Below are 18,827 nucleotides of genomic sequence, written 5' to 3' on the forward strand. Positions count from 1 at the left end.
CTAATCCCTGTCGTGAGGCTCACCGCGGGGGTCGGGTGGGGTGGACGTCGCGGGGGTCCCCGGCCGTTCTGAGGACCGATGAGCCCCATGACCCGAACGAGTCGCGGACCGCGTCGGGGGTCGGGGTACGGAGTTCTCTTGGGAGGCCGGTCTCCGAAGCCGGCGGGACTGTCGTGCGGGGTTGGCGCGGGGTGAAGCAGGGTGAAGGGGTCATTCGCCGCGTTCGCCGTACCAGCCGGCGAGTTTGCCGCGGCGGCTGACGGCGCGCAGCCGGCGTTCGACGACCTTGCGGCAGGCGGCCGTGGTGACGACGAGCAACTGGTCCTCGGCTCGCAGCCGCGTGGTGCCCTCGGGGACGAACGAGCGGCCCTCGCGTACGACCATGGTGACGGCGGCGTCCGACGGCAGGCGGAGCTCGAAGATCTCGACGCCGTGCAGCCCGGACCCCGGAGGGATGCTGACCTGCAGCAGGTCGGCGTTGAGCTCCTCCAGCGGCGCCGCTTCGACCCCGAGGTCGCGTGCCTCGGCCGGGGCGCTGACCTGCAGGACGCGGGCGAGGAACGGCAGTGTCGGTCCCTGCACCATGGTGAACACGATGACGATGACGAAGACCTCGTTGAACACTCCCTTGGCCCCGGTGATGCCGGCGGCCCAGGGGATGGTGGCGAGCACGATGGGCACCGCGCCGCGCAGTCCGGCCCATGACAGGAACGCCTGCTCCCGCCAGGACAGCCGGTCGGTGCGGGTCACGCGTACGGCCAGGGCGGAGACGACCACCGACAGCGGGCGCGCGAACAGCAGCAGCACCAGCCCGATGATCAGTCCGGGCACGACCATCTGCGGGAGTTCGAACGGGCTGGCGAGGACGCCGAGCATGACGAAAAGGCCGATCTGGGCGAGCCACGCGGCTCCTTCGGCGAAGCCCCGGGTCGGCACACGGTGGGGCAGGCGCATGTTGCCCAGTACCAGTGTGGCCAGGTAGACGGCGAGGAAACCGCTGCCGTGCAGCAGCGTCGCGCCGCTGTAGGCGACGAAGGCGAGGGCGAGCACGGCGATGGGGTACAGGCCGGAGGCGGGCAGGGCGACCCGCCGCAGGGCGTAGCCGCCGAGCGGCCCGACCGCGAGGCCGACGGCGCTTCCGATGGCCAGCTCGAACATCGCGTCCAGCACGACGTGCCCCACGCTCGGCATCGGTGTGCTGATCTGGCTGAGCATGACGACGACGATGACGGTCGGCGCGTCGTTGAACCCCGACTCGGCCTCCAGGATGCCCGAGAGGCGTTCGGGAAGGGGCAGGCGGCGCAGGACGGAGAACACGGCGGCCGCGTCGGTCGAGGCGAGGACCGCTCCAAGGAGCAGGGCGGTGCGCCAGTCCATGCCGATCAGCCAGTGCACCGCCGCGGCCAGCGCGACGATGCTCACCGCGACGCCGACCGTGGCGAGTACCACCGCGGAAGGGACGGCCCGGCGTACGTGCTCCCAGCTTGTGGTCAGGCCGCCTTCGGCGAGGATCACCGCCAGCGCCGCCAGGCCGATCTGCTGGGCGACCTTCGCGTTCTCGAACTGCAGGCCCAGGCCGGCTTCGCCGAGGAGGAGTCCGATGGCGAGGTAGATCAGGAGGCTGGGCAGTCCGGTGCGGTGGGCGACGCGCACGGAGGCGATGGCGGCGATCACGACGATGGACGCGAGGAGCAGCCAGAGATCAAGATTCACCGGCCCCCCTCCCGCGTTTGCGTCCATTGTGTCGTATTCGTATAGGCCACTACCACGAGCAACAGCTATGGGCTACCGTCACTCGCGACACAGACGAAGAGGAACAACGGGTTTGCAGGGGACGAAATTGGCCGACGACACTTCCCCGGTCCTGGAGAGCGCGAGGAAGGACCATTTCGTCGACGGCGACGAGGTCGTCCCCGTGAAGGAACCCGATATGTCCGATGCGTCCCGAACGTCCGAGCCGCCGCAGCCACCCGGGACCGTCAAGCCGCGCAGGAAGCGGCGGTTGTTACGCCGGCTGACGATCGCGACCGGGCTGGTTCTGGCCATGGTGGTCGCGGCGGCGTTCGCGTTGGTGATGGAACGTCAGATCACGCTCAACGGCAACATCCAGCGTATCCCTGGAGCGTTCCCCGAGGACGCGGGCCGACCGGCCAAGGCCGTGGGGGACGCGCAGAACTGGTTGCTCATCGGGTCGGACAAGCGGCCGGGCGAGTCGGGCAGCCAGCGGGCCGACACCATCATGATCGTTCACGTGCCCGCGGACCGGAAGCGGCTCACTCTCATCGGCATCCCCCGCGACTCTTATGTCCGTATCCCCGGCCGGGGAAACAACAAGATCAACGCCGCGTACGCCTTCGGGGGCCCGAAGCTGCTGATCAAGACCGTCGAGGACCTGACCAAGGTCCGCATCGACCATTTCGCGGCCCTGGACTTCAAGGGGTTCGTTGCGATGACGCAGGTCATCGGCGGTGTCGACGTCTACGTCGCGCGCAAGGTGTACGACCCGGCGAACAAGGTCACCTGGCCGCAGGGCCTGGTGCACCTGGAGGGCGAGAAGGCGCTGCTGTTCGTCCGTCAGCGGTACAACCTGCCGGGCGGCGACTTCGACCGGATCAAGCGCCAGCAGGCGTTCGTCGGAGCCCTCGGACACAAGATCATAAGCCGGGACATGCTGACCGACCCGCTCAAGCTGAACGACTTCCTGGAGGCGCTCACGCGCGCGGTCAGCGTCGACTCGGCCGTGACGCTCAGCACGCTGCGCGACCTCGCGCTGGAACTGCGCGACATCCGGCCGGACACCGTCGACTCCGCCACCGTGCCGACGCTCGGCACCGCCATGGTCAAGGGCGCCAGCATCGTCCGCCTGGACAGGAAGGCGGGACGGCGGTTCTTCGACGCGGTCAGGAACGACGATTTGGAGGAGTACTTCGGCGAGAACGGCGGCCTCAACGACCTGCAGATCCTTCCCTGAGCCCCCAAGACAGAGGGGCCAGAGGGCTCAGAGGGCTCAGAGGGCTCAGAGGGCTCAGAGGGCTCAGAAGGTGACGATGCCGGACGGGAGGGCGGCCATCGAGACGGGAAGGTCGTGCGGCTCGGCCGGCACGCCGTCGATCAGCTCCCCCTCGTGCAGCAGCGCGACCGTCGGCACGTTCGGGCCGACCCGCGCCAGCGCGCGGTCGTAGGAACCGCCGCCGCGCCCGAGCCGGACGCCGGTGGTGGCGTCGACCGCCAGGGCGGGCACGATCACCAGCCCGGCCGTGCGGATGGCGTCCACGCCGCGCCGGGTGTCCACCGGTTCCATCAGGCCGCGCGGCCCGGGCGCCAGCGAGTCGGGGCCGTCGTAGACCGCCCAGTCGAGGTCATCGTCGGGCAGGAGGACGGGCAGGATGACCGTCGTGCCGTGTTTCCACAGGGCGAAGATGAGGCCGTGCGTGGCCGGTTCCGTGCCCGCGGACCAATAACAGGCGACCAGCCCGGCCATCTGAACCCAGGGTCGGTCGAGTAGCGTTTCCCTGATCGCGGTGGCCGGGCCGCGCGGATCGGACAGCCCTGCACGTGCGGCGACGATCCTCCGGCGCAGCTCCGCTTTGTCCACACGGCCCTCCATTAAGGTGCATTCATGGCTGACTTCGATCCAGTGACGAAAGTTGTCATCCCCGCCGCCGGTCTGGGCACGCGATTCCTCCCGGCGACCAAGGCGACCCCGAAAGAGATGCTGCCGATCGTCGACAAGCCGGCCATCCAGTATGTCGTCGAAGAGGCGGTGTCCGCCGGGCTCCTCGACCTCCTCATGGTGACAGGCCGGAACAAGCGCTCCATCGAGGACCACTTCGACCGAGCGTACGAGCTCGAGGAGGTGCTCGCCGCCAAGGGCGACTCCGAGCGCCTGAACCAGGTCCTCGAGCCCGTCGAGATCGCGACGTTCCACTACGTGCGCCAGGGCGAGCCGAAGGGGCTCGGCCACGCGGTGCTGTGCGCCAAGCAGCACGTCGGGGGCCACCCGTTCGCCTGTCTCCTCGGCGACGACCTGATCGACCACCGTGACCACCTGCTCAAGCGCATGATCGAGGTGCGCAACACCTACGGCGGCAGCGTGGTGGCACTGATGGAGGTGCCCCGCGAGCAGGTCTCCCTGTACGGCTGCGCCGAGATCGCCCCCACCTCGGAGGACGACGTCGTCCGCGTCACCGGGCTGGTGGAGAAGCCGCCGGCGGACGAGGCGCCGTCCAACTGGGCCGTCATCGGACGCTACGTGATCGACCCCGCCGTCTTCGAGGTGCTGGAGAACACCGCGCCGGGACGCGGCGGGGAGATCCAGCTCACCGACGCGCTGCTGGAGCTCGCCGGCCGTTCCACCGAGGAGGGCGGCCCCGTCCACGGCGTGCTGTTCCGCGGGCGCCGCTACGACACGGGCAACAAGCTGGACTACCTGCGCACCGTCGTGCAGTTCGCCGCCGAGCGCCCCGACCTCGCGCCCGAGTTCATGTCCTGGCTGCGCGAGTTCCTCAACGACGCCCCCGAGTCCCTGACCGACGCCTCCGAGTGAGGCTTCACTCCGGGTGGATGCGATGAAGACGGTTGACGCCCATCTGGCCGAGATCCTCGGCGCCGTGCGCCCGCTCGACCCCGTTCAGGTCGATCTGGACTCGGCGCTCGGCGCCACCCTGGCCGAGGACGTCGCCTCGCCCCTCGCGCTGCCGCCGTTCGACAACTCGGCCATGGACGGGTACGCCGTCCGGGCCGAGGACGTCGCGGGGGCCGGCGAGGACGGGCCCGTGGTGCTGCCCGTGACGCTGGACGTGGCCGCGGGGGACACCGCGCGGCGCGCGGTCGAGCGCGGGTTCGTCACGCGCATCATGACCGGCGCGCCGGTGCCCGAGGGCGCCGACGCGGTGGTGCCGGTCGAGTGGACCGACGGCGGCACGGTGAAGGTCGCGATCCGCCGCACGCCGCCGCCGGGCAACGCGATCCGCAGGTCCGGGGAGGACGTGCGGGCGGGCGACGTCGTGCTGCCCGCGGGCACGGTCATCGGGCCGACCCAGCTCGGCATCCTCGCCGGAGTGGGACGGCGCACGGTGCTCGCCCATCCGCGTCCCCGCGTGGTGGTGCTGTCCACCGGCGCCGAGCTGGTCGAGCCGGGGACGCCGCTCGGGCACGGGCAGATCTGGGAGTCCAACAGCTTCACCCTCGTCGCGGCCGTCCGGCAGGCGGGCGGCGAGGCGTCCCGGCGCGGCGCGGTCGGCGACGATCCCGCGGCGTTCTCGGCGACCCTCGACGCCCTGCTCGGCGAGGCCGACGCCGTGATCACCAGCGGCGGCATCTCCATGGGCGCCTACGAGCCGGTCAAGGAGGCGCTGTCGCCGCTGGGCACCGTCCGGTTCGAGAAGGTCGCCATGCAGCCGGGGATGCCGCAGGGCTTCGGGCTGCTGGGCGACCGGCAGGTGCCGATCTTCACGCTGCCCGGCAATCCGGTGTCGTCCTACGTGTCGTTCATGCTGTTCGTGAAGCCGGCGCTGGCCCGGATGCGCGGCCTGCCCGCCGGCCCTCCGGTCACCGTCGCCGCGACGACCGCCGCGGCGCTGCGCTCACCGGCCGGCCGGCGCTCGTTCCTGCGCGGCGTCCTGACCAGGCGGGACGGCGTCGCGTCGGTGACGCCGGTCCACGGGCAGGGTTCCCACCAGCTCGCCGCGCTCGCCGGGGCGAACGCACTGATCGTCGTCCCCGAGGACGTCACCGAACTGCCGGAGGGAGCCGATGTGGAGGTGATCCCGCTGTGAACGACCTGACCGCCGCGGGCGAGGTGATCCCGCTGTGAACGACCTGACCGCCGCGAGTGAGGTGATCGCGCTATGAGTGAACTGACGCACATCGACGAGTCGGGCGCGGCGCGCATGGTGGACGTGTCCGCGAAGGAGGTCGGTGTCCGGACGGCGTGCGCCACCGGCCGGGTGCTGCTGTCGCCGGAGGCCGTGCGCATCCTGCGATCGGGAGAGGTGCCCAAGGGAGACGCCATCGGCGTGGCGCGCATCGCGGGCATCCAGGGCGCCAAGCGCACCCCGGACCTGATCCCGTTGTGCCATCCGATCGCCCTGCACGGCGTCAAGGTGGAGATCGTAGTGGTCGACTCCGGCGTCGAGATCACCGCGAGGGTGAAGACCGCCGACCGCACCGGAGTCGAGATGGAGGCGCTCACCGCCGTCTCGGTGGCCGGCCTGGCGATGATCGACATGATCAAGGCGGTGGACCCCGCGGCGGTGATCACCGATGTGCGGGTGGAGGAGAAGACCGGCGGCAAGACCGGTGTCTGGACGCGGCCGTGAGAGCGCTCGTCGTGACGGCCTCCAACCGGGCCGCCGCGGGCGTGTATCCCGACGAGTCGGGACGACTGCTGGCCGAGCTGCTCGTCGAGGCCGGATGCGATCAGGTGGACGGCCCGCGGGTCGTCCCGGACGGCGAGCCCGTCGAGGCGGCGCTGCGCGAGGGGGTCCGCGCAGGGTACGACGTGATCGTCACCACCGGGGGGACCGGCCTCACCCCGCAGGACCTCACCCCCGAGATGACGCGGCGGGTCATCGAACGGGAGGTACCCGGCATCGCCGAGGCGGTGCGCCAGGTCAACCGGGAGAAGGTGCCCACCTCGATCCTGTCGCGCGGGCTGGCCGGACAGGCGGGCAACACCCTGATCGTCAACCTCCCGGGGTCGTCCGGCGGCGTACGCGACGGCATGGCGATCCTCGCCCCCATCCTCCGGCACGCCGTCGACCAGATCAGAGGCGGCGACCACCCCCGCCCGTCGTAACCCCGGGACCGCGCATGTGCGAACAGGCACGGGGCGGCGGCCGGTCTCGCCCGCAGCCCGGGACGGTGGACGCGCGGATTACCTGATCGACATGCGGTGTCAAGAGAGGGGCGGGCGGCCGCCATGGCGGATTCAGGGTCGGACAGGGGATGATTGTGCCGTGGATCGACTTCGCGGCTGGCCGGTGACCCTGACAGAGGGACCGGTGGGACTCCGGCCGCTGCGGCTGCGTGATGTCAACGCCTGGCGTGAGACGCGGTTGCGCAACGCCGACTGGCTGCGCCCATGGGAGCCCAGCAACCCCGAGACCCCTCTGTTCCGCACCGGCCTCGGTCCCTACATCTCCATGGTCGGCACCCTGCGGCGCGAGGCGCGGCAGGGGCTGGCGCTTCCCTGGGTGGTGACCTACCGGGGGGCGTTCGCCGGACAGCTCACCGTCGGCGCCATCGTGTGGGGCTCGGCCCGGTCGGCGCAGGTCGGGTACTGGGTCAGCGGCACCCTCGCCGGACGCGGCATCATCCCCACGGCGCTCGCGATGGCCGTCGACCACTGCTTCTTCACCGTGGGCCTGCACCGCCTGGAGGCCAACATCCGGCCCGAGAACCACGCCAGCCGCCGCGTCGTCGAGAAACTCGGCTTCCGCGAGGAAGGCGTGCGCCGCAGGCAGCTCCACATCGACGGCGCCTGGCGCGACCACATCTGCTACGCCCTCACCCTGGAGGACGTCCCGCGCGGGCTTCTCGCGCAGTGGCGCCAGACGAGGCAGAAAACCGCCCATGACGGTTCGTCGTGAGCGACGGCAAAAATCCTTGACGTAGGCCTGGGGATAAACAGGTTGACGATCTCGCGACACACCGCACCGAATGCTCGTCAATCAGTGACACGCGGTCCTACGGTGCGTGACGTGAACACATTTGCGACGGCCCACACCCCGTGCTGTGTTCATGCTGCCCGCGCGGTGGCCCTTCCATACGTCGCGCTGGGGGTGGGCGCGTGAGCAGTGCCTTCCTCTACCTCGGCATCGTGGTCATGTGGCTGTGCGTCCTGGTCCCGATGTGGCTGCGCCGCGACCGTCACACCGTGGACATCGCCGAGTTGTACGCCGACGGCGAGGACGACGACTCCCGCGAGTCCGCGGAGTGCGAGGAGTCCGACGACTCCGAGGAGTGCGAGGAGCCGGAGGGCGACACCCTCGCCGACCACCCGGTATCCCGCGTCTCCGGGATCTCGGACACCTCCGGCGTCTCCGGCGTCTCCGGCTTCTCCCGGGTCTCGCGGGTCTCCGGCGTCAGGGCCCACGCCGCCGACCCGGCCGACGACGAGATCACCATGGAACTCGACCCCTCCGGCCCCCGCCGCGACAACCCGTCCCACCACCCCAGCGCCTCGCACCACCCCGGCGCCTCCCGCCACGACAATGCGCCCGGCGACCCCCGTGCCTCCCGCCGCGACGACACCTCCCGCGACGGCGACACCTCTCGCCGCGGCGACGTCCCCCGCCGCGATGACGTCTCCCGCCGCGACGACGCCTCCGAAGCGTCCTCGTCCCCGGTCACCAGGGCGGTCTCCGGCACGGGCTCCTCCACGCTCTCCGGAGCCGGGCACGCCTTCGGATCCGCCGTCCCGGACACCAGGACCCCGGTCGGCGCCCCGGTCACCCGCGCGGCCGACTCTCCGGCCACCCCCGCCCCCTCCGCCGGCCCGGACGAGACCTCCGACGAGGACACGGCGGGCGAGTACGCCCCCGGGCGTGACGACATCCTCGCCGAACGCCGTCGCCGGGCCGGTGTCGTGGCCCGTCGCCGCCGGTGGCTGCTGTTCAGCGTGCTGCTCCACATCGCCTCGGTGGTGACGGCGGGCGTCGGCGTGGCCCCGTGGTGGAGCGTCGCGCCCTCCGCGGTCGTGCTGCTCGCCTACCTGGCCGTCCTGCGGGTGGCCGTCGCCGTGGACGCCGAGCGCCGGGTCGCCGCGGCGAAGGCTCACGCCGAGCAACTTCGCAAGGCACAAGAGCGGCGCCGCGCGCTCGAACTGGCGGCCGAGCAGGCCGAGGCCGAGGTCATCGAGTTCCGCAAGCCCGCCGAGCCCTTCGACCAGTACGCCGACCGCTCCCGCCGCGCCGTCGGTGACTGAGTTTCGGCTCGCGCGCACCCGGGTGGCGCGGGCGGTCCCCAAAGTTTGCTAATCTGGTCCAGTCCTTGGGGCTGTAGCGCAGTCCGGTAGCGCACTTCGTTCGCATCGAAGGGGTCAGGGGTTCGAATCCCCTCAGCTCCACCCAAGGGCCGTTCTTGAGTTAGCTCGGGAGCGGTTGACGAGATCCCGTCTGATCATCGCGATCAGGCGGGATCTTGTTGTTTCAGGGGTTTCGAATCGGGTTCGTCCTGGTTTGGGAGCCGCGGAGCAGGTGCCTGGGGAGGCCCGGGTGGTGACAGGCCGCTGGTCGAGGTTCACGTTCGCGTCGCTGGGCATGGCGAAGCCGACGCCGGGCTGGGTGCTGCGGTTCGAGGATCCAGGAGGAGCGCAGTCGGCGCACCGACAGGGCGGGCAGGCCGGCGGTCGGCTGGTGGCGGGCTGTCCAGGAGCTGAACAAGTTCTTGGCGTGCCGGGCGGCGCGCCCGGGCCGGGCACGAACCGGTCGCCCGGCTGGACGGCGGCGTGAACCAGGACGTCCTCCCAGGTGGCGCGGCAGACGATCAACCGCTCGGTGCCGGGGACGGTCACCACGACCGCGCCGGAGTCCAGGCGACGAAGATGCCCGGTCCGGACGGCGGCCACCTCCCCAGAGGTCAGACCGCAACCGAAGGCGAGCGCCATCAACGCCAGCGCGTCGCCTATGGCCTGGCCGGGCAGGCGTTCGGCCCAGCCGCGCAACCGGCCGAGCTGGGCCGGCGAGTACGGCGGGCTGACCTTCTTGGGGGCCTTCATCGGCGGCGGCGTCTGTTCGCCGCGTTCCAGCCAGGCCAGTGTGGCGCGCATGTGTCGCAGCCGGCTGCGGTAGGTCTGCGCCGAGCTCGGGGCCAGGTCGGTGCAGCCGGTCAGGACGAACGCGTCGATCGTCTCGTGCCGCAGCCACACTTCCGGGTCGTCCGGCAGGCCGGAGCGGTGACACCACACGGCCAGCCGGGTGGTCGCGGTGAGCAGCCGTTCCACGCGGTAGGGGGAGCGGTCGGCGCTGGCGGCGACCAGCATCCGCACGTGCCCGGCGATTTGGTCCCATTCCGGCGGGACCTGATGCGGCCGGTAGCCGGTGATCCTTGCCGAGGTTTCCGCGCCGAGGGTCACACCCCATCCATAGCGGAACACCTCTTGGCCCTCGAACAGCTCAGACAACACGGTGTTGTGCCGACGCAGCAGGATCTCGTACTCCGGCGTATCCGCATACCGCTTGGACTCGGGAAGGCTGTGGAAGCGAACCAAGCGTGAGCCGTAGAACCGCTTCAGCTCATGGCCGACAGGCGGACAATCCGGCCAGTTCGCCTGCCACCGCTCACTCAGTTCAGGTCGCTCATTCAGCACGCAACGCCACGTCATGAGGTCAGCGTAGAGAGACGGCCAATCTGGACGCGAAAGCATTTCGCGGGCCACCGGCCAGGCAGCCTCACGAGCTCAAGCCGCCCGACGACTCATGATGAGGTCTGCAGGAATGCGAACCGGCAGGCACAAGGTTTGACCGTGCTGTTTGAACAGGTCGTCCCGGGAGTCGAAATAGCCCAGCTCGGCCAGGACGTGTCCTGACAGGTCACATGAGGAGCAGGTGCTGCCGTCCCAGTCCACGGCAGTGTGCGCAATCGCGTCGAAAAGTGTCACGCCACCTGTGTTGGCGAATCGGCCGCCCGCCCGCAGCGTGCCCAGATCACCATAGAGTTCGGACACGGCCACCCACTGACCATCGAGGAGGAACTCCGGCCAGGCCAGCACCACGTGCCGGGGGATCAACGCACGCAGCCGCGGGAACCGCGGATACCAAAAACGCCCATCGAGCAGCAAGCCTCTGACTCGAGTGACGATCCCGCAGCCGCGTGCCACGGCCTCAAGCAGCGCCAATCTCTGGCTGCACGAACCGCGTCCCAGACCCAAGGTGGTAGAGACGGGCTGCCTTTCGTTCATGGCGTATACCGGGCGCACGCGGGCTGCGATTAGTTGGTGGGCCGTGATCAGGAATGCTCGCTCTGCCTCAGGACGAACGTCCCGGGCTTCGGTCATCAACGCCAGCACCCGAGGATGCCGCCAGTCGAGGATCGGTGTGGCTGCCGAACTTCCAGCGACTGCTGTCCGTGGAGAAACGGCCGCACCACCTTGCCGTGATCGTAAGCACGTCAGCTTCACTAAATCATCATATCTTCGTCCGGGAAACGATCAGAGAGAACCTGGGAAGCGATCTTCGCCACCCCGGCCTCATCCCAGCTCAATCACACTCGTGAACACCCCACCCAGGTCCAAGGCCGTTTCCGTAGATCGGAAACGGCCTTTTGGTCTTCCGGGTGACCAACTGAGTGACCAAGCCTCCGGCCGTCCCTTGAAGATCCGGTCCATGGCCTCCATCACGTCGGTCTTGCCTTCGAGCGCGCTCGAAGGCATAGCGTCCCCGCCATGACGACACAGACCTGGATCATCACTGGCGCGTCCCGCGGGTTCGGACGCGCACTGGCGGAGTCGGCGCTCGCGGCGGGCGACCACGTGGTGGCGGCGGTGCGCCGGCGTGAGAGTGTGGCCGATCTGGAGGCCGAATACCCGGACAACTGCCTGATCGCGAAGTTCGATGCTCGGGACATCGCCGCGGCCGCGGACCTCGTGCGCGACACCCTCGACCGCTTCGGTCAGCTCGATGTGCTGGTGAACAACGCGGGCCGGGCCGTGGTCGGAGCGGTCGAGGAGGTCAGCGACGCGCAGTTGCGCGAGTTGATGGATCTGCACCTGTTCGGCCCCGCCGCGCTCGTCCGGGCGGCGCTGCCCACGATGCGTGAGCGGGGCACCGGGACGATCGTGCAGATGAGCAGCCAGGGCGGGCGGACGTCGTTCCCTGGCGTGTCGGCGTACTCCGCGTCGAAGTTCGCCCTCGAAGGCTGGTCCGAGGCCCTGGCCGGGGAGGTCGCGCCGTTCGGGATCCGGGTGATGCTCGTCGAGCCCAGCCGGTTCAGGACTGGCTTCAACGGGGGCGATGTGCTCGAGTTCGCCGAGCCGTCCGCGACCTACCGTGACCTGCTCGCCAACGTCCGTGCGGACATGGCCGGGACCGACGGCCGCCAGGAAGGTGACCCGGCGCGGGCGGCCGAGATCATCGTGTCCCTCGCGCACGGCGACGAGGTGCCGCTGCGGCTGCCGCTCGGGCGCGAGTCGGTCGAGCGTATCTCGCGTGCCTACCGGCGCGGCCTGGACGAGGTCGAGCAGTGGGCCGAGACCGCCCGCAGCGCCGATTTCGAGGGTGTCTCCGCATCGGTACGGCCCATCTAGGCTCGTGGTCATGGCCACCGACGATCTGATGACCAGGGCGCTCGAAGCGCTTGGGGACGACGGTCCGCTGTCGGTCGAGGCGATCCACCGCCTCGCCGACCTGGCCGACCTGCCCGAGACGATGACGATCGCCGAGGTTGCCGACCTCCTGGACATCTCGCCTCACACGCTGCGCTATTACGAGCGGGCCGGGCTGGTCGAGGTGGCCCGCGACGGTAATGGTCATCGCGTCTACGACGCCGAAGCGGTTCGGCGCCTGGTGTTCCTCACCCGGATGCGGCTGTCCGGTATGCCGATGCGTGACCTGCAGCACTACATCTCGCTCGTCGATGCCGGAGGGCACACGGTGCCGGAGCGGCTCGATGTGCTGGTCGAACATCGCGACACCATCCGCCGCCGGATCCGTGAGCTGACCCTTTCCCTCACGGCGGTCGAATACAAGATCGCCACGTACGGGGGCTCGACCGGGCCGGACGTTCAGGCCCTCGGCACCACCACCGGTACCGACCTCACGGCGCTGCCGGACGAGCCGCTGCGACGGGCACTCCCGGCAGAGTGAGGGACGCCGACGTTCGCCGGGCCTCCGTACAGAGACCGGCACCTTGGCGTCCTGGTACTCGAAGGGTCGACTGCCGCGACATGTACGCCGAGATCGGATAGGCGTTGATCGCCCTGGCCGGGGTCGCTTATGCGGGGAGGGTGTCTCCGGGGAAGCCGTGGCAGGGGTGGACCTCGCAGCGGATCATCCCGGCTCGAACGCAGGGGTCTGCGGCCATGATCTCCGCGGCTTCTTCGGCCGGCACGGTCATGATCGCGACGCCGGCCACGGTGTCGGAGGCGACCGGGCACAGGATCGCGATCACCCCCTCGGCGCGCAGCGATACCATGCGTCGCTGGTGTTCGCGTTCGATCGCGTCCGCGCCGTCCATGGTCCGCTCCGGCCCCCACTGAAGGAGCGCCAGGCTGTAAGGCTTCGCGGTCGCGGCCAGAGCGCGAATCTGTTCGTCGGTCACGGTCGTGCTCATGATGTCTCCCTAATTCTCGACGCGCTCGGCCAACGAGACGATGATTCCTTCGGGCCCGCGGACGTAGGCCATCCGCCACACGCCCTCGTATTCGCCGATGCCTCCCACCAGGCCGTAGCCGTCGACTGCGGCGTAATCGACCGCGGCTTGGAGGTCGTGCACCTCGAAGGCGACGTTGCGCAGGCCCAGCTCGTTGGCCGGCGCGGCGGGCGAACCCGGGAGGTGGTCCGGCCGCGTGAAGCTCGACAGCTCCAGCGTCGTACCTCCGCCGGGCGCTCGCAGCATGACGATCTCGGTGCGGGCGCCGGTCATGCCGATCACCGTGTCCAGGAACTCGCCTTCGACGGCCATCTTCGGATCGGCCTCCAGACCGAGGCTGACGAAGAACGCCGTCACGGCATCGAGGTCGGCGACGGTGATGCCGACGTGGTCAAAGCGCCTTATGAATGTCATCGGATCCCTTTCCAAGTTTCTTCAAGAGACGCTGAGAAGATAGCACTCTGGGTTCCGTAAGGGAACCCCAGTCGCTGGATTGCTCCATGGGGCGAAGGTGGTTCGGTAGCCATGCCTGCGGGCAGATTTGTCGCCTGTGTGTGATTTGTCCGGTTTGGGGAACCCTTGCGGTACCAGTCCTGGCAGGGTGCGGCAGGCGTCCTTTACGGGCGGTCTGGCCATGGATCAGCGGCCCGATGCGCGGACCGCCCTCAGGAAACCCAGGGAAGGTACCTTCCAATGACCTCTCAGTCCTCTATCACCCCACTGGCCGGGCGGGTCGCCGTCGTCACCGGCGCCTCCAGCGGTATCGGCGAAGCGACCGCCGAACACCTGGCAGCGCTGGGAGCGAAGGTCGCCGTGCTGGCCCGGCGCGAGGACCGGCTCGCCGAGCTGGTCTCGCGTATCCAGAAGAACGGCGGCACCGCACTGGCGATCGCCGCGGACGTGACCGACGTGCCGGCCGTGCGCGCTGCCGCCGACCGGGTCCAGAGCGACCTCGGCGGCGCGGACCTGCTGTTCAACAACGCGGGCGTGATGCTGCCGGCCCCGATCGAGGAACTGGCCGTCGACCAGTGGCAGCGCCAGATCGACCTGAACGTCACCGGCCTGATGAACGTCATCGGCGCGTTCGTTCCGCAGATGGTCCAGGCCGCCGCCGAGCGTGGCGTGGGCGACCTGATCAACATGTCGTCGATCGCCGCGCAGAACATCTTCCCGAACTTCGCGGTGTACTCGGCGACCAAGGCCTACGTCACGCACCTGTCCCGGCACCTGCGGACGGAGCTGGGACCGAAGAAGGTACGAGTCTCCGCGATCGAGCCGGGCATCGTCGGTACGGAGTTGCAGGACCACGTCACCGACCCCGGGGCGCTGGAATGGCTGGCCGGGTCGAAGGAGGCGATGGAGTGGCTGACGGCGGAGGACATCGCCCACACCATCGGCTTCCTCGCCTCCCAGCCGGCACGCGTCAACCTTCAGCAGGTCACGATCATGCCCACCGGCCAGGCCACCTGATCACGCCTCGTCGGCCCGGCCCAGGACGCAGAACTCGTTGCCCTCCGGGTCGGCCAGGACCGTCCATGGCACCTGGCCCTGGCCGAGGTCGACGTCGGTGGCGCCGAGGGCGCGCAGCCGGGCCACCTCCGCCTCCTTGTCGTCGAGGGGGTACGGCAGCAGGTCGAGATGGACGCGGCTCCACACGGTCGTGCCGCCCGACTCCCGGCGGAACTCCAGGTACGGCCCGACACCCTTGGCCGAACGCATCACCGCGTGATCGTCGGTCACCTCGTGCAGCGTCCATTCCAGCGCCTGGTCCCAGAACCGGGCCATGGCCCGCGGGTCGGCGCAGGCGACCACCACCGCGGCGATCGGCCCGGTGTCCCGGTAGGTCTCTCGAGGCTCCAGGACGCGGAACACGTTGCCCTCCGGGTCGGCCAGAGCCGTCCACGGGACCTCGCCCTGGCCCGCGTCGGCGGGCGTCGCGCCGAGTTCCTTCAGCCGCGAGACGAACTCCGTGTGATGGGCCGCGGAGGTGGTGGCGAGTTCGAGGTGCACGCGGTACTTCACCGTTTCGGGGTCCGGCACGATGACGAAGTCGATGTAGAAGCCGGCGGGGTCCGGCCATACAACTCCCTCGGGCTCGAGGTTGGTCACGCCGGGGCCCTCGCTGGAAAGACCCCAGCCGAGCGCCTCCGCCCAGAACCGGCCGAGGGCCGAGTCGTCTCGAGCCTTGAAGTTCACCTGAACGAGTCGCAGCGCCATGCCGCCGATCATAGGCCCGAGCGGGCCGGGGACCGCGCCGGCATTCGCCCGCCGAAGGCGGTCTGCGGCGACGAAGAAGAGGGGCGAACGCGCAGGATGCGAGCGGGCGGGGTCACGGCTCGGCGGAGCCGCGGATCACCGAGGCCGCTTGCCCTTCCCCTTACGGCCGGCCTCTTTGCGGCCCGCTTCTTTGCGGCCCGCTTCTTTACGGCCGGTCTCTTTGTGGCCGGTCGGCACGGCGCGGCGGCCGGAGCCCTGTGCGGGTTTCCGGGTCTTTCCCTGCGCCGGTTTCTGCGCGGACGGGGCCGGGGCACGGCCCCGTGAGCTGTTCGCCGTCCGCCCTCGGACGATGCCGATGAAGTCCTCCACCAGGTCGGTGGTCGCATCCGTGGGCCAGGTCAGCGCGACCTGAGACTGCGGCGCGTCCGGCACCGGCCGGTAGGTGAGATCTCTGCGGTGGTGGAGGCGGGCCAGCGACTGCGGGACCAGGAGGATCCCGGCGCCGGCCGCCACCAGTTCCACCGCCTCCGCCGTCGTGGCCGGTCGGGTGAACGCGGGCAGCCCGGGCCGGACCGTCCACTCGATGGTGTCGTCCACAGGATGGAGCACCTCGTCGTCGGCGAGTTCGGCGGTGGCCACCTCGTCGGCGGCGGCCACCGCGTGGTCCTTGGGCACCACGACCACCGTGGTCTCCACGTAGAGAGGGATCACGCTGAGCCCGTCCCGGTCGACCGGCAGTCTGACGAACGCGGCGTCGGCGCCGCCGCTGCGCAGCAGGTTCACCGCCTCGGCGGCGGTGACCGCAACCAGGGTGATCGGCACGTCGGGCAGCCTCTCGGTCCAGACGTTGACCCATTTCGCGGGGGTCACTCCGGGTACGTACGCCAGCCGGAACACCTCGCCGGTCTCTTCCTCGGTCACTTCCTCAGCGTAGCGATGTCAGGGGAACCCGTTCCCACTGGCTACTCTTGGCGCCATGCCCAAATCGAAGACCACCCAGACGATGAAGCCCGCGACCGCGGCCAAGAAGCTGGGTGTCCTCCTCTCGGCCACGCCCGCCGAGTTCCAGGAGGGTGTCGTCTCCAGGGACGAGCTGAACGAGTTGCAGTCGACGCCCCCCGCCTGGCTGGTCGAGCTGCGCCGCAACGGCCCGCACCCCAAGCAGGTCATCGCCGCGAAGCTCAGGGTCTCCACCTCCGGCCTGGCCAGAAGCGGGATCACCGGACCGCTCACCACCGCTGAGATCGACGCGCTGAAGGCGGAGAACCCGGAGTGGCTGGAGCGCGAGCGCACCATCTACGCCGAGGCCCGCAAAGAGGCACTCCGCCTCAAGGAACGCCGGACGGACGAGCCCCCGCACGCCTCCGGCGCCCCCGGCCGATGAGACCGGGGACCATGTCATGAGCGCGCCGCCTCGTAGTCGGGAAGCGCGGGCGTGGTGGTGCGGGTCGCCGAGCGCATGGTGTGGATCAGTATGGCCGTTCCGGCGAAGATGAGCGCGGCGACGACGCCGGTGACGTGCAGGCCGGCGAGGAACGCCTCTCGCGCGCTGTGCAGCAGCTCCGTGGCCTGACCTGGGGGAAGGTGCCGGCCGGCGGCGATCGCGCCGGCCAGCGAGTCCGAGGTTCCGCCCATCCGGTCGCGGTAGACCACCGCGGCGGCCACACCGAGCAGCGCGAAGCCGAGAGAGCCGCCCAAGTAGCTGCCGGTCTCCGACATCGACGCCGCCGAGCCGGCGCGCTCCGGCGGTACGGACCCGACGACCAGCCCGGTGCCCAGCGCGAACAGCGGGCCGGTCCCCAGCGCCAGGACGGCGATGCCGATCATCGCCAGGGGCAGCGTGCCCGGACCGTCGACGCCGACGAGCAGCAGGCCGCCCAGCGCCGACACCACCAGTCCGCCGGCGATCGCGGTCGTCTGCTTCATCCGCCGGGCCAGCGCCGGCGCGGCCATGGTGCCCACCGCCACGCCCAGGCCCATGGGTGCGAACAGCACCGCCGAGGCGAACGGGGAGAAGCCCAGCACGCTCTGCAGGTACTGCGTCACCTGCAGGCCCGTGCCGGCCATGGCGATCCCGGCGAGGACCAGGGCGATGATCACTGCCGTGAACGGACGGTTGCGGAACAGCCGCAGGTCCAGCAGCGGCGTGTCCAGCCGCAGTTGGCGGCGGACGAACAGCCACCCGAGGGCCGCGCCGACGAGCAGGACCACCGCCGGCACGACCGACAGGCCCTCGACGGTCAGTCGCTTGATGCCGTAGACGATCAGCAGCACCGCCGCGAGCGACAGTCCGACGCCGGCCGGGTCCAGTCGGCCGGCGTGGTCGCTGCGGAACTCCGGCAGCAGGACCGGCCCGGCGAGCACCAGCAGCACCATGGCCGGTACGGCGGCCAGGAACACCGATCCCCACCAGAAGTGCTGGAGCAGGAGCCCGGCGAGCACGGGCCCGAGCGCGCCGCCGGTGAACTGGCAGGTCGCCCAGACCGCGATGGCCTTACCGCGCCGCCGCGCATCGGGGAACATGGTGGTGAGCAGGGCAAGGGTGGACGGCGCCAGGGTCGCGCCGGCGATGCCGAGCAGCGCGCGCACGACGATCAGCATCAGCGGGTCGGCCGCGAAGGCGGCCACGACCGACAGCACCGCGAACGCCGCGGCGCCCGTGATCAGCAGCCGCCGGCGGCCGATGCGGTCGCCGAGCGTGCCCATCGTGATGACCATGCCGGCCACCATGAATCCGTAGCCGTCGCTGATCCACAACTGCTGCACACTGCTAGCGCCCAGGTCGGCGCTCAGCCGTGGGAGCGCGAGGAGCAGTGCCGTCGTGTCCATCGCGACGATCAATGTCGGCAGCATGAGGAGGGCCGCTCCCAGCCACGCCCGGGTTGTTCGCATGTCCAAGCTCTCTGTTCTCTCGACGTTTTACCGGGTGGTCGGAGCAGGCGAGAGCTTCTTGACATCGGGACGGAAAAAATCATCGTGAAAGTTCGGGCGGGGTCGCCGGGCCGTCCCGGCCGGTGGCGAACCGGCGGGACGGCGGGAGCGGGAGGCGGCGCCCCGGGAGGCGCCACCTCGGAGCGGCGCCTCGGGACGGCGCCTCGGGACGGCGCCTCGGAGCGGCGCTTCGGGACGGCGCTACGGGCGGCGCCGCCCCGGACGGCGACGTGGTGCGGAAGCGGCAGGCGAGAAGCTCAGACCTCTTCCACGCTGCTCGGCTCGCGCCGGGACAGGTCGATGCCGAGCTCCTCCGCCGCGCGGAAGACGTCCTCGTCGGTGTCGCGCATCTCGATGGACATGCCGTC

At 70.2% G+C, this 18,827-nt stretch carries 20 protein-coding genes and 1 tRNA gene; 12 read left to right on the forward strand and 9 right to left on the reverse strand.

All coding sequences use genetic code 11. The annotated features are described in order from the left end of the window. Positions 1-210: 210 nt before the first annotated feature. On the reverse strand, positions 211-1,713 hold the full coding sequence (locus ABZT47_RS23675; RefSeq protein WP_354845857.1) for a potassium/proton antiporter: 1,503 nt from the start codon (positions 1,711-1,713) through the stop codon (positions 211-213). A gap of 127 nt (positions 1,714-1,840) precedes the next feature. On the opposite strand from ABZT47_RS23675, the gene ABZT47_RS23680 reads away from it, so the two are divergent. Next, positions 1,841-2,971, forward strand: a complete 1,131-nt coding sequence (locus ABZT47_RS23680) for an LCP family protein (protein ID WP_354845860.1) — start codon at positions 1,841-1,843, stop codon at positions 2,969-2,971. Between the two features lie 63 nt (positions 2,972-3,034). On the opposite strand, the gene ABZT47_RS23685 is transcribed toward ABZT47_RS23680, so the two are convergent. Continuing rightward, positions 3,035-3,595 (reverse strand): 5-formyltetrahydrofolate cyclo-ligase, encoded by a 561-nt coding sequence (locus ABZT47_RS23685; protein ID WP_354845862.1) that lies wholly within the window; start codon positions 3,593-3,595, stop codon positions 3,035-3,037. Positions 3,596-3,619: 24 nt separating this feature from the next. On the opposite strand from ABZT47_RS23685, the gene galU reads away from it, so the two are divergent. The 7 genes from galU (at position 3,620) to ABZT47_RS23720 (ending at position 9,070) form a co-directional block, all read left to right on the forward strand. Next, positions 3,620-4,546 carry a UTP--glucose-1-phosphate uridylyltransferase GalU gene (galU, locus tag ABZT47_RS23690; RefSeq protein WP_354845864.1) on the forward strand — a complete coding sequence of 309 codons (927 nt, stop codon included), beginning with the start codon at positions 3,620-3,622 and terminating at the stop codon, positions 4,544-4,546. Between the two features lie 22 nt (positions 4,547-4,568). Then, positions 4,569-5,777, forward strand: a complete 1,209-nt coding sequence (glp, locus tag ABZT47_RS23695) for a gephyrin-like molybdotransferase Glp (RefSeq protein WP_354845867.1) — start codon at positions 4,569-4,571, stop codon at positions 5,775-5,777. A gap of 72 nt (positions 5,778-5,849) precedes the next feature. Then, positions 5,850-6,320: a cyclic pyranopterin monophosphate synthase MoaC gene (moaC, locus tag ABZT47_RS23700; protein ID WP_354845870.1), complete on the forward strand. Its 471-nt coding sequence runs from the start codon at positions 5,850-5,852 to the stop codon at positions 6,318-6,320. Next, entirely contained in the window at positions 6,317-6,799 is a 483-nt protein-coding gene (locus ABZT47_RS23705) for a MogA/MoaB family molybdenum cofactor biosynthesis protein (RefSeq protein WP_354845873.1), read from the forward strand. Before moaC ends, ABZT47_RS23705 begins: the two co-directional genes overlap by 4 nt. A 160-nt stretch (positions 6,800-6,959) precedes the next feature. Further along, a complete protein-coding gene (locus tag ABZT47_RS23710; RefSeq protein WP_354845876.1) occupies positions 6,960-7,592 on the forward strand; it encodes a GNAT family protein in 633 nt (210 codons plus the stop codon). A gap of 200 nt (positions 7,593-7,792) precedes the next feature. After that, entirely contained in the window at positions 7,793-8,929 is a 1,137-nt protein-coding gene (locus ABZT47_RS23715) for a hypothetical protein (RefSeq protein ID WP_354845879.1), read from the forward strand. Positions 8,930-8,996: 67 nt separating this feature from the next. After that, positions 8,997-9,070, forward strand: a tRNA-Ala gene (locus ABZT47_RS23720). Here the strand turns inward: ABZT47_RS23720 and ABZT47_RS23725 are convergent. Together ABZT47_RS23725 and ABZT47_RS23730 are read right to left on the reverse strand one after the other, a co-directional pair. Further along, positions 9,062-10,213: a hypothetical protein gene (locus ABZT47_RS23725; protein WP_354845882.1), complete on the reverse strand. Its 1,152-nt coding sequence runs from the start codon at positions 10,211-10,213 to the stop codon at positions 9,062-9,064. The genes ABZT47_RS23720 and ABZT47_RS23725 overlap by 9 nt on opposite strands. Positions 10,214-10,402: 189 nt before the next feature. Beyond that, entirely contained in the window at positions 10,403-10,999 is a 597-nt protein-coding gene (locus ABZT47_RS23730; RefSeq protein WP_354845920.1) for a transglutaminase domain-containing protein, read from the reverse strand. A 387-nt stretch (positions 11,000-11,386) separates the two neighbouring features. On the opposite strand from ABZT47_RS23730, the gene ABZT47_RS23735 reads away from it, so the two are divergent. Continuing rightward, positions 11,387-12,247 carry an SDR family NAD(P)-dependent oxidoreductase gene (locus ABZT47_RS23735; RefSeq protein WP_354845884.1) on the forward strand — a complete coding sequence of 287 codons (861 nt, stop codon included), beginning with the start codon at positions 11,387-11,389 and terminating at the stop codon, positions 12,245-12,247. A 10-nt stretch (positions 12,248-12,257) separates the two neighbouring features. After that, a complete protein-coding gene (locus ABZT47_RS23740; protein ID WP_354845887.1) occupies positions 12,258-12,806 on the forward strand; it encodes a MerR family transcriptional regulator in 549 nt (182 codons plus the stop codon). 127 nt (positions 12,807-12,933) lie between these two features. Here the strand turns inward: ABZT47_RS23740 and ABZT47_RS23745 are convergent, their stop codons facing one another. Together ABZT47_RS23745 and ABZT47_RS23750 are read right to left on the reverse strand one after the other, a co-directional pair. Further along, on the reverse strand, positions 12,934-13,272 hold the full coding sequence (locus ABZT47_RS23745; protein ID WP_354845890.1) for a hypothetical protein: 339 nt from the start codon (positions 13,270-13,272) through the stop codon (positions 12,934-12,936). 9 nt (positions 13,273-13,281) lie between these two features. Then, complete coding sequence (locus ABZT47_RS23750) at positions 13,282-13,740, reverse strand: VOC family protein (RefSeq protein WP_354845893.1); 459 nt, start codon at positions 13,738-13,740, stop codon at positions 13,282-13,284. Positions 13,741-14,004: 264 nt separating this feature from the next. On the opposite strand from ABZT47_RS23750, the gene ABZT47_RS23755 reads away from it, so the two are divergent. Then, on the forward strand, positions 14,005-14,781 hold the full coding sequence (locus ABZT47_RS23755; RefSeq protein ID WP_354845896.1) for an SDR family oxidoreductase: 777 nt from the start codon (positions 14,005-14,007) through the stop codon (positions 14,779-14,781). On the opposite strand, the gene ABZT47_RS23760 is transcribed toward ABZT47_RS23755, so the two are convergent. Then, complete coding sequence (locus tag ABZT47_RS23760; protein WP_354845899.1) at positions 14,782-15,528, reverse strand: VOC family protein; 747 nt, start codon at positions 15,526-15,528, stop codon at positions 14,782-14,784. A 135-nt stretch (positions 15,529-15,663) separates the two neighbouring features. Continuing rightward, entirely contained in the window at positions 15,664-16,449 is a 786-nt protein-coding gene (locus ABZT47_RS23765) for a LysR family substrate-binding domain-containing protein (RefSeq protein WP_354845901.1), read from the reverse strand. Between the two features lie 55 nt (positions 16,450-16,504). On the opposite strand from ABZT47_RS23765, the gene ABZT47_RS23770 reads away from it, so the two are divergent. After that, on the forward strand, positions 16,505-16,912 hold the full coding sequence (locus tag ABZT47_RS23770; RefSeq protein ID WP_354845903.1) for a DUF5997 family protein: 408 nt from the start codon (positions 16,505-16,507) through the stop codon (positions 16,910-16,912). A gap of 14 nt (positions 16,913-16,926) precedes the next feature. Here ABZT47_RS23770 and ABZT47_RS23775 read toward each other — a convergent pair whose 3' ends face one another. Then, positions 16,927-18,420 carry an MFS transporter gene (locus ABZT47_RS23775; RefSeq protein WP_354845906.1) on the reverse strand — a complete coding sequence of 498 codons (1,494 nt, stop codon included), beginning with the start codon at positions 18,418-18,420 and terminating at the stop codon, positions 16,927-16,929. Positions 18,421-18,827: the final 407 nt, after the last annotated feature.

Source organism: Sphaerisporangium sp. NPDC005289 (assembly GCF_040607455.1).
Classification (GTDB): domain Bacteria; phylum Actinomycetota; class Actinomycetes; order Streptosporangiales; family Streptosporangiaceae; genus Sphaerisporangium; species Sphaerisporangium rhizosphaerae.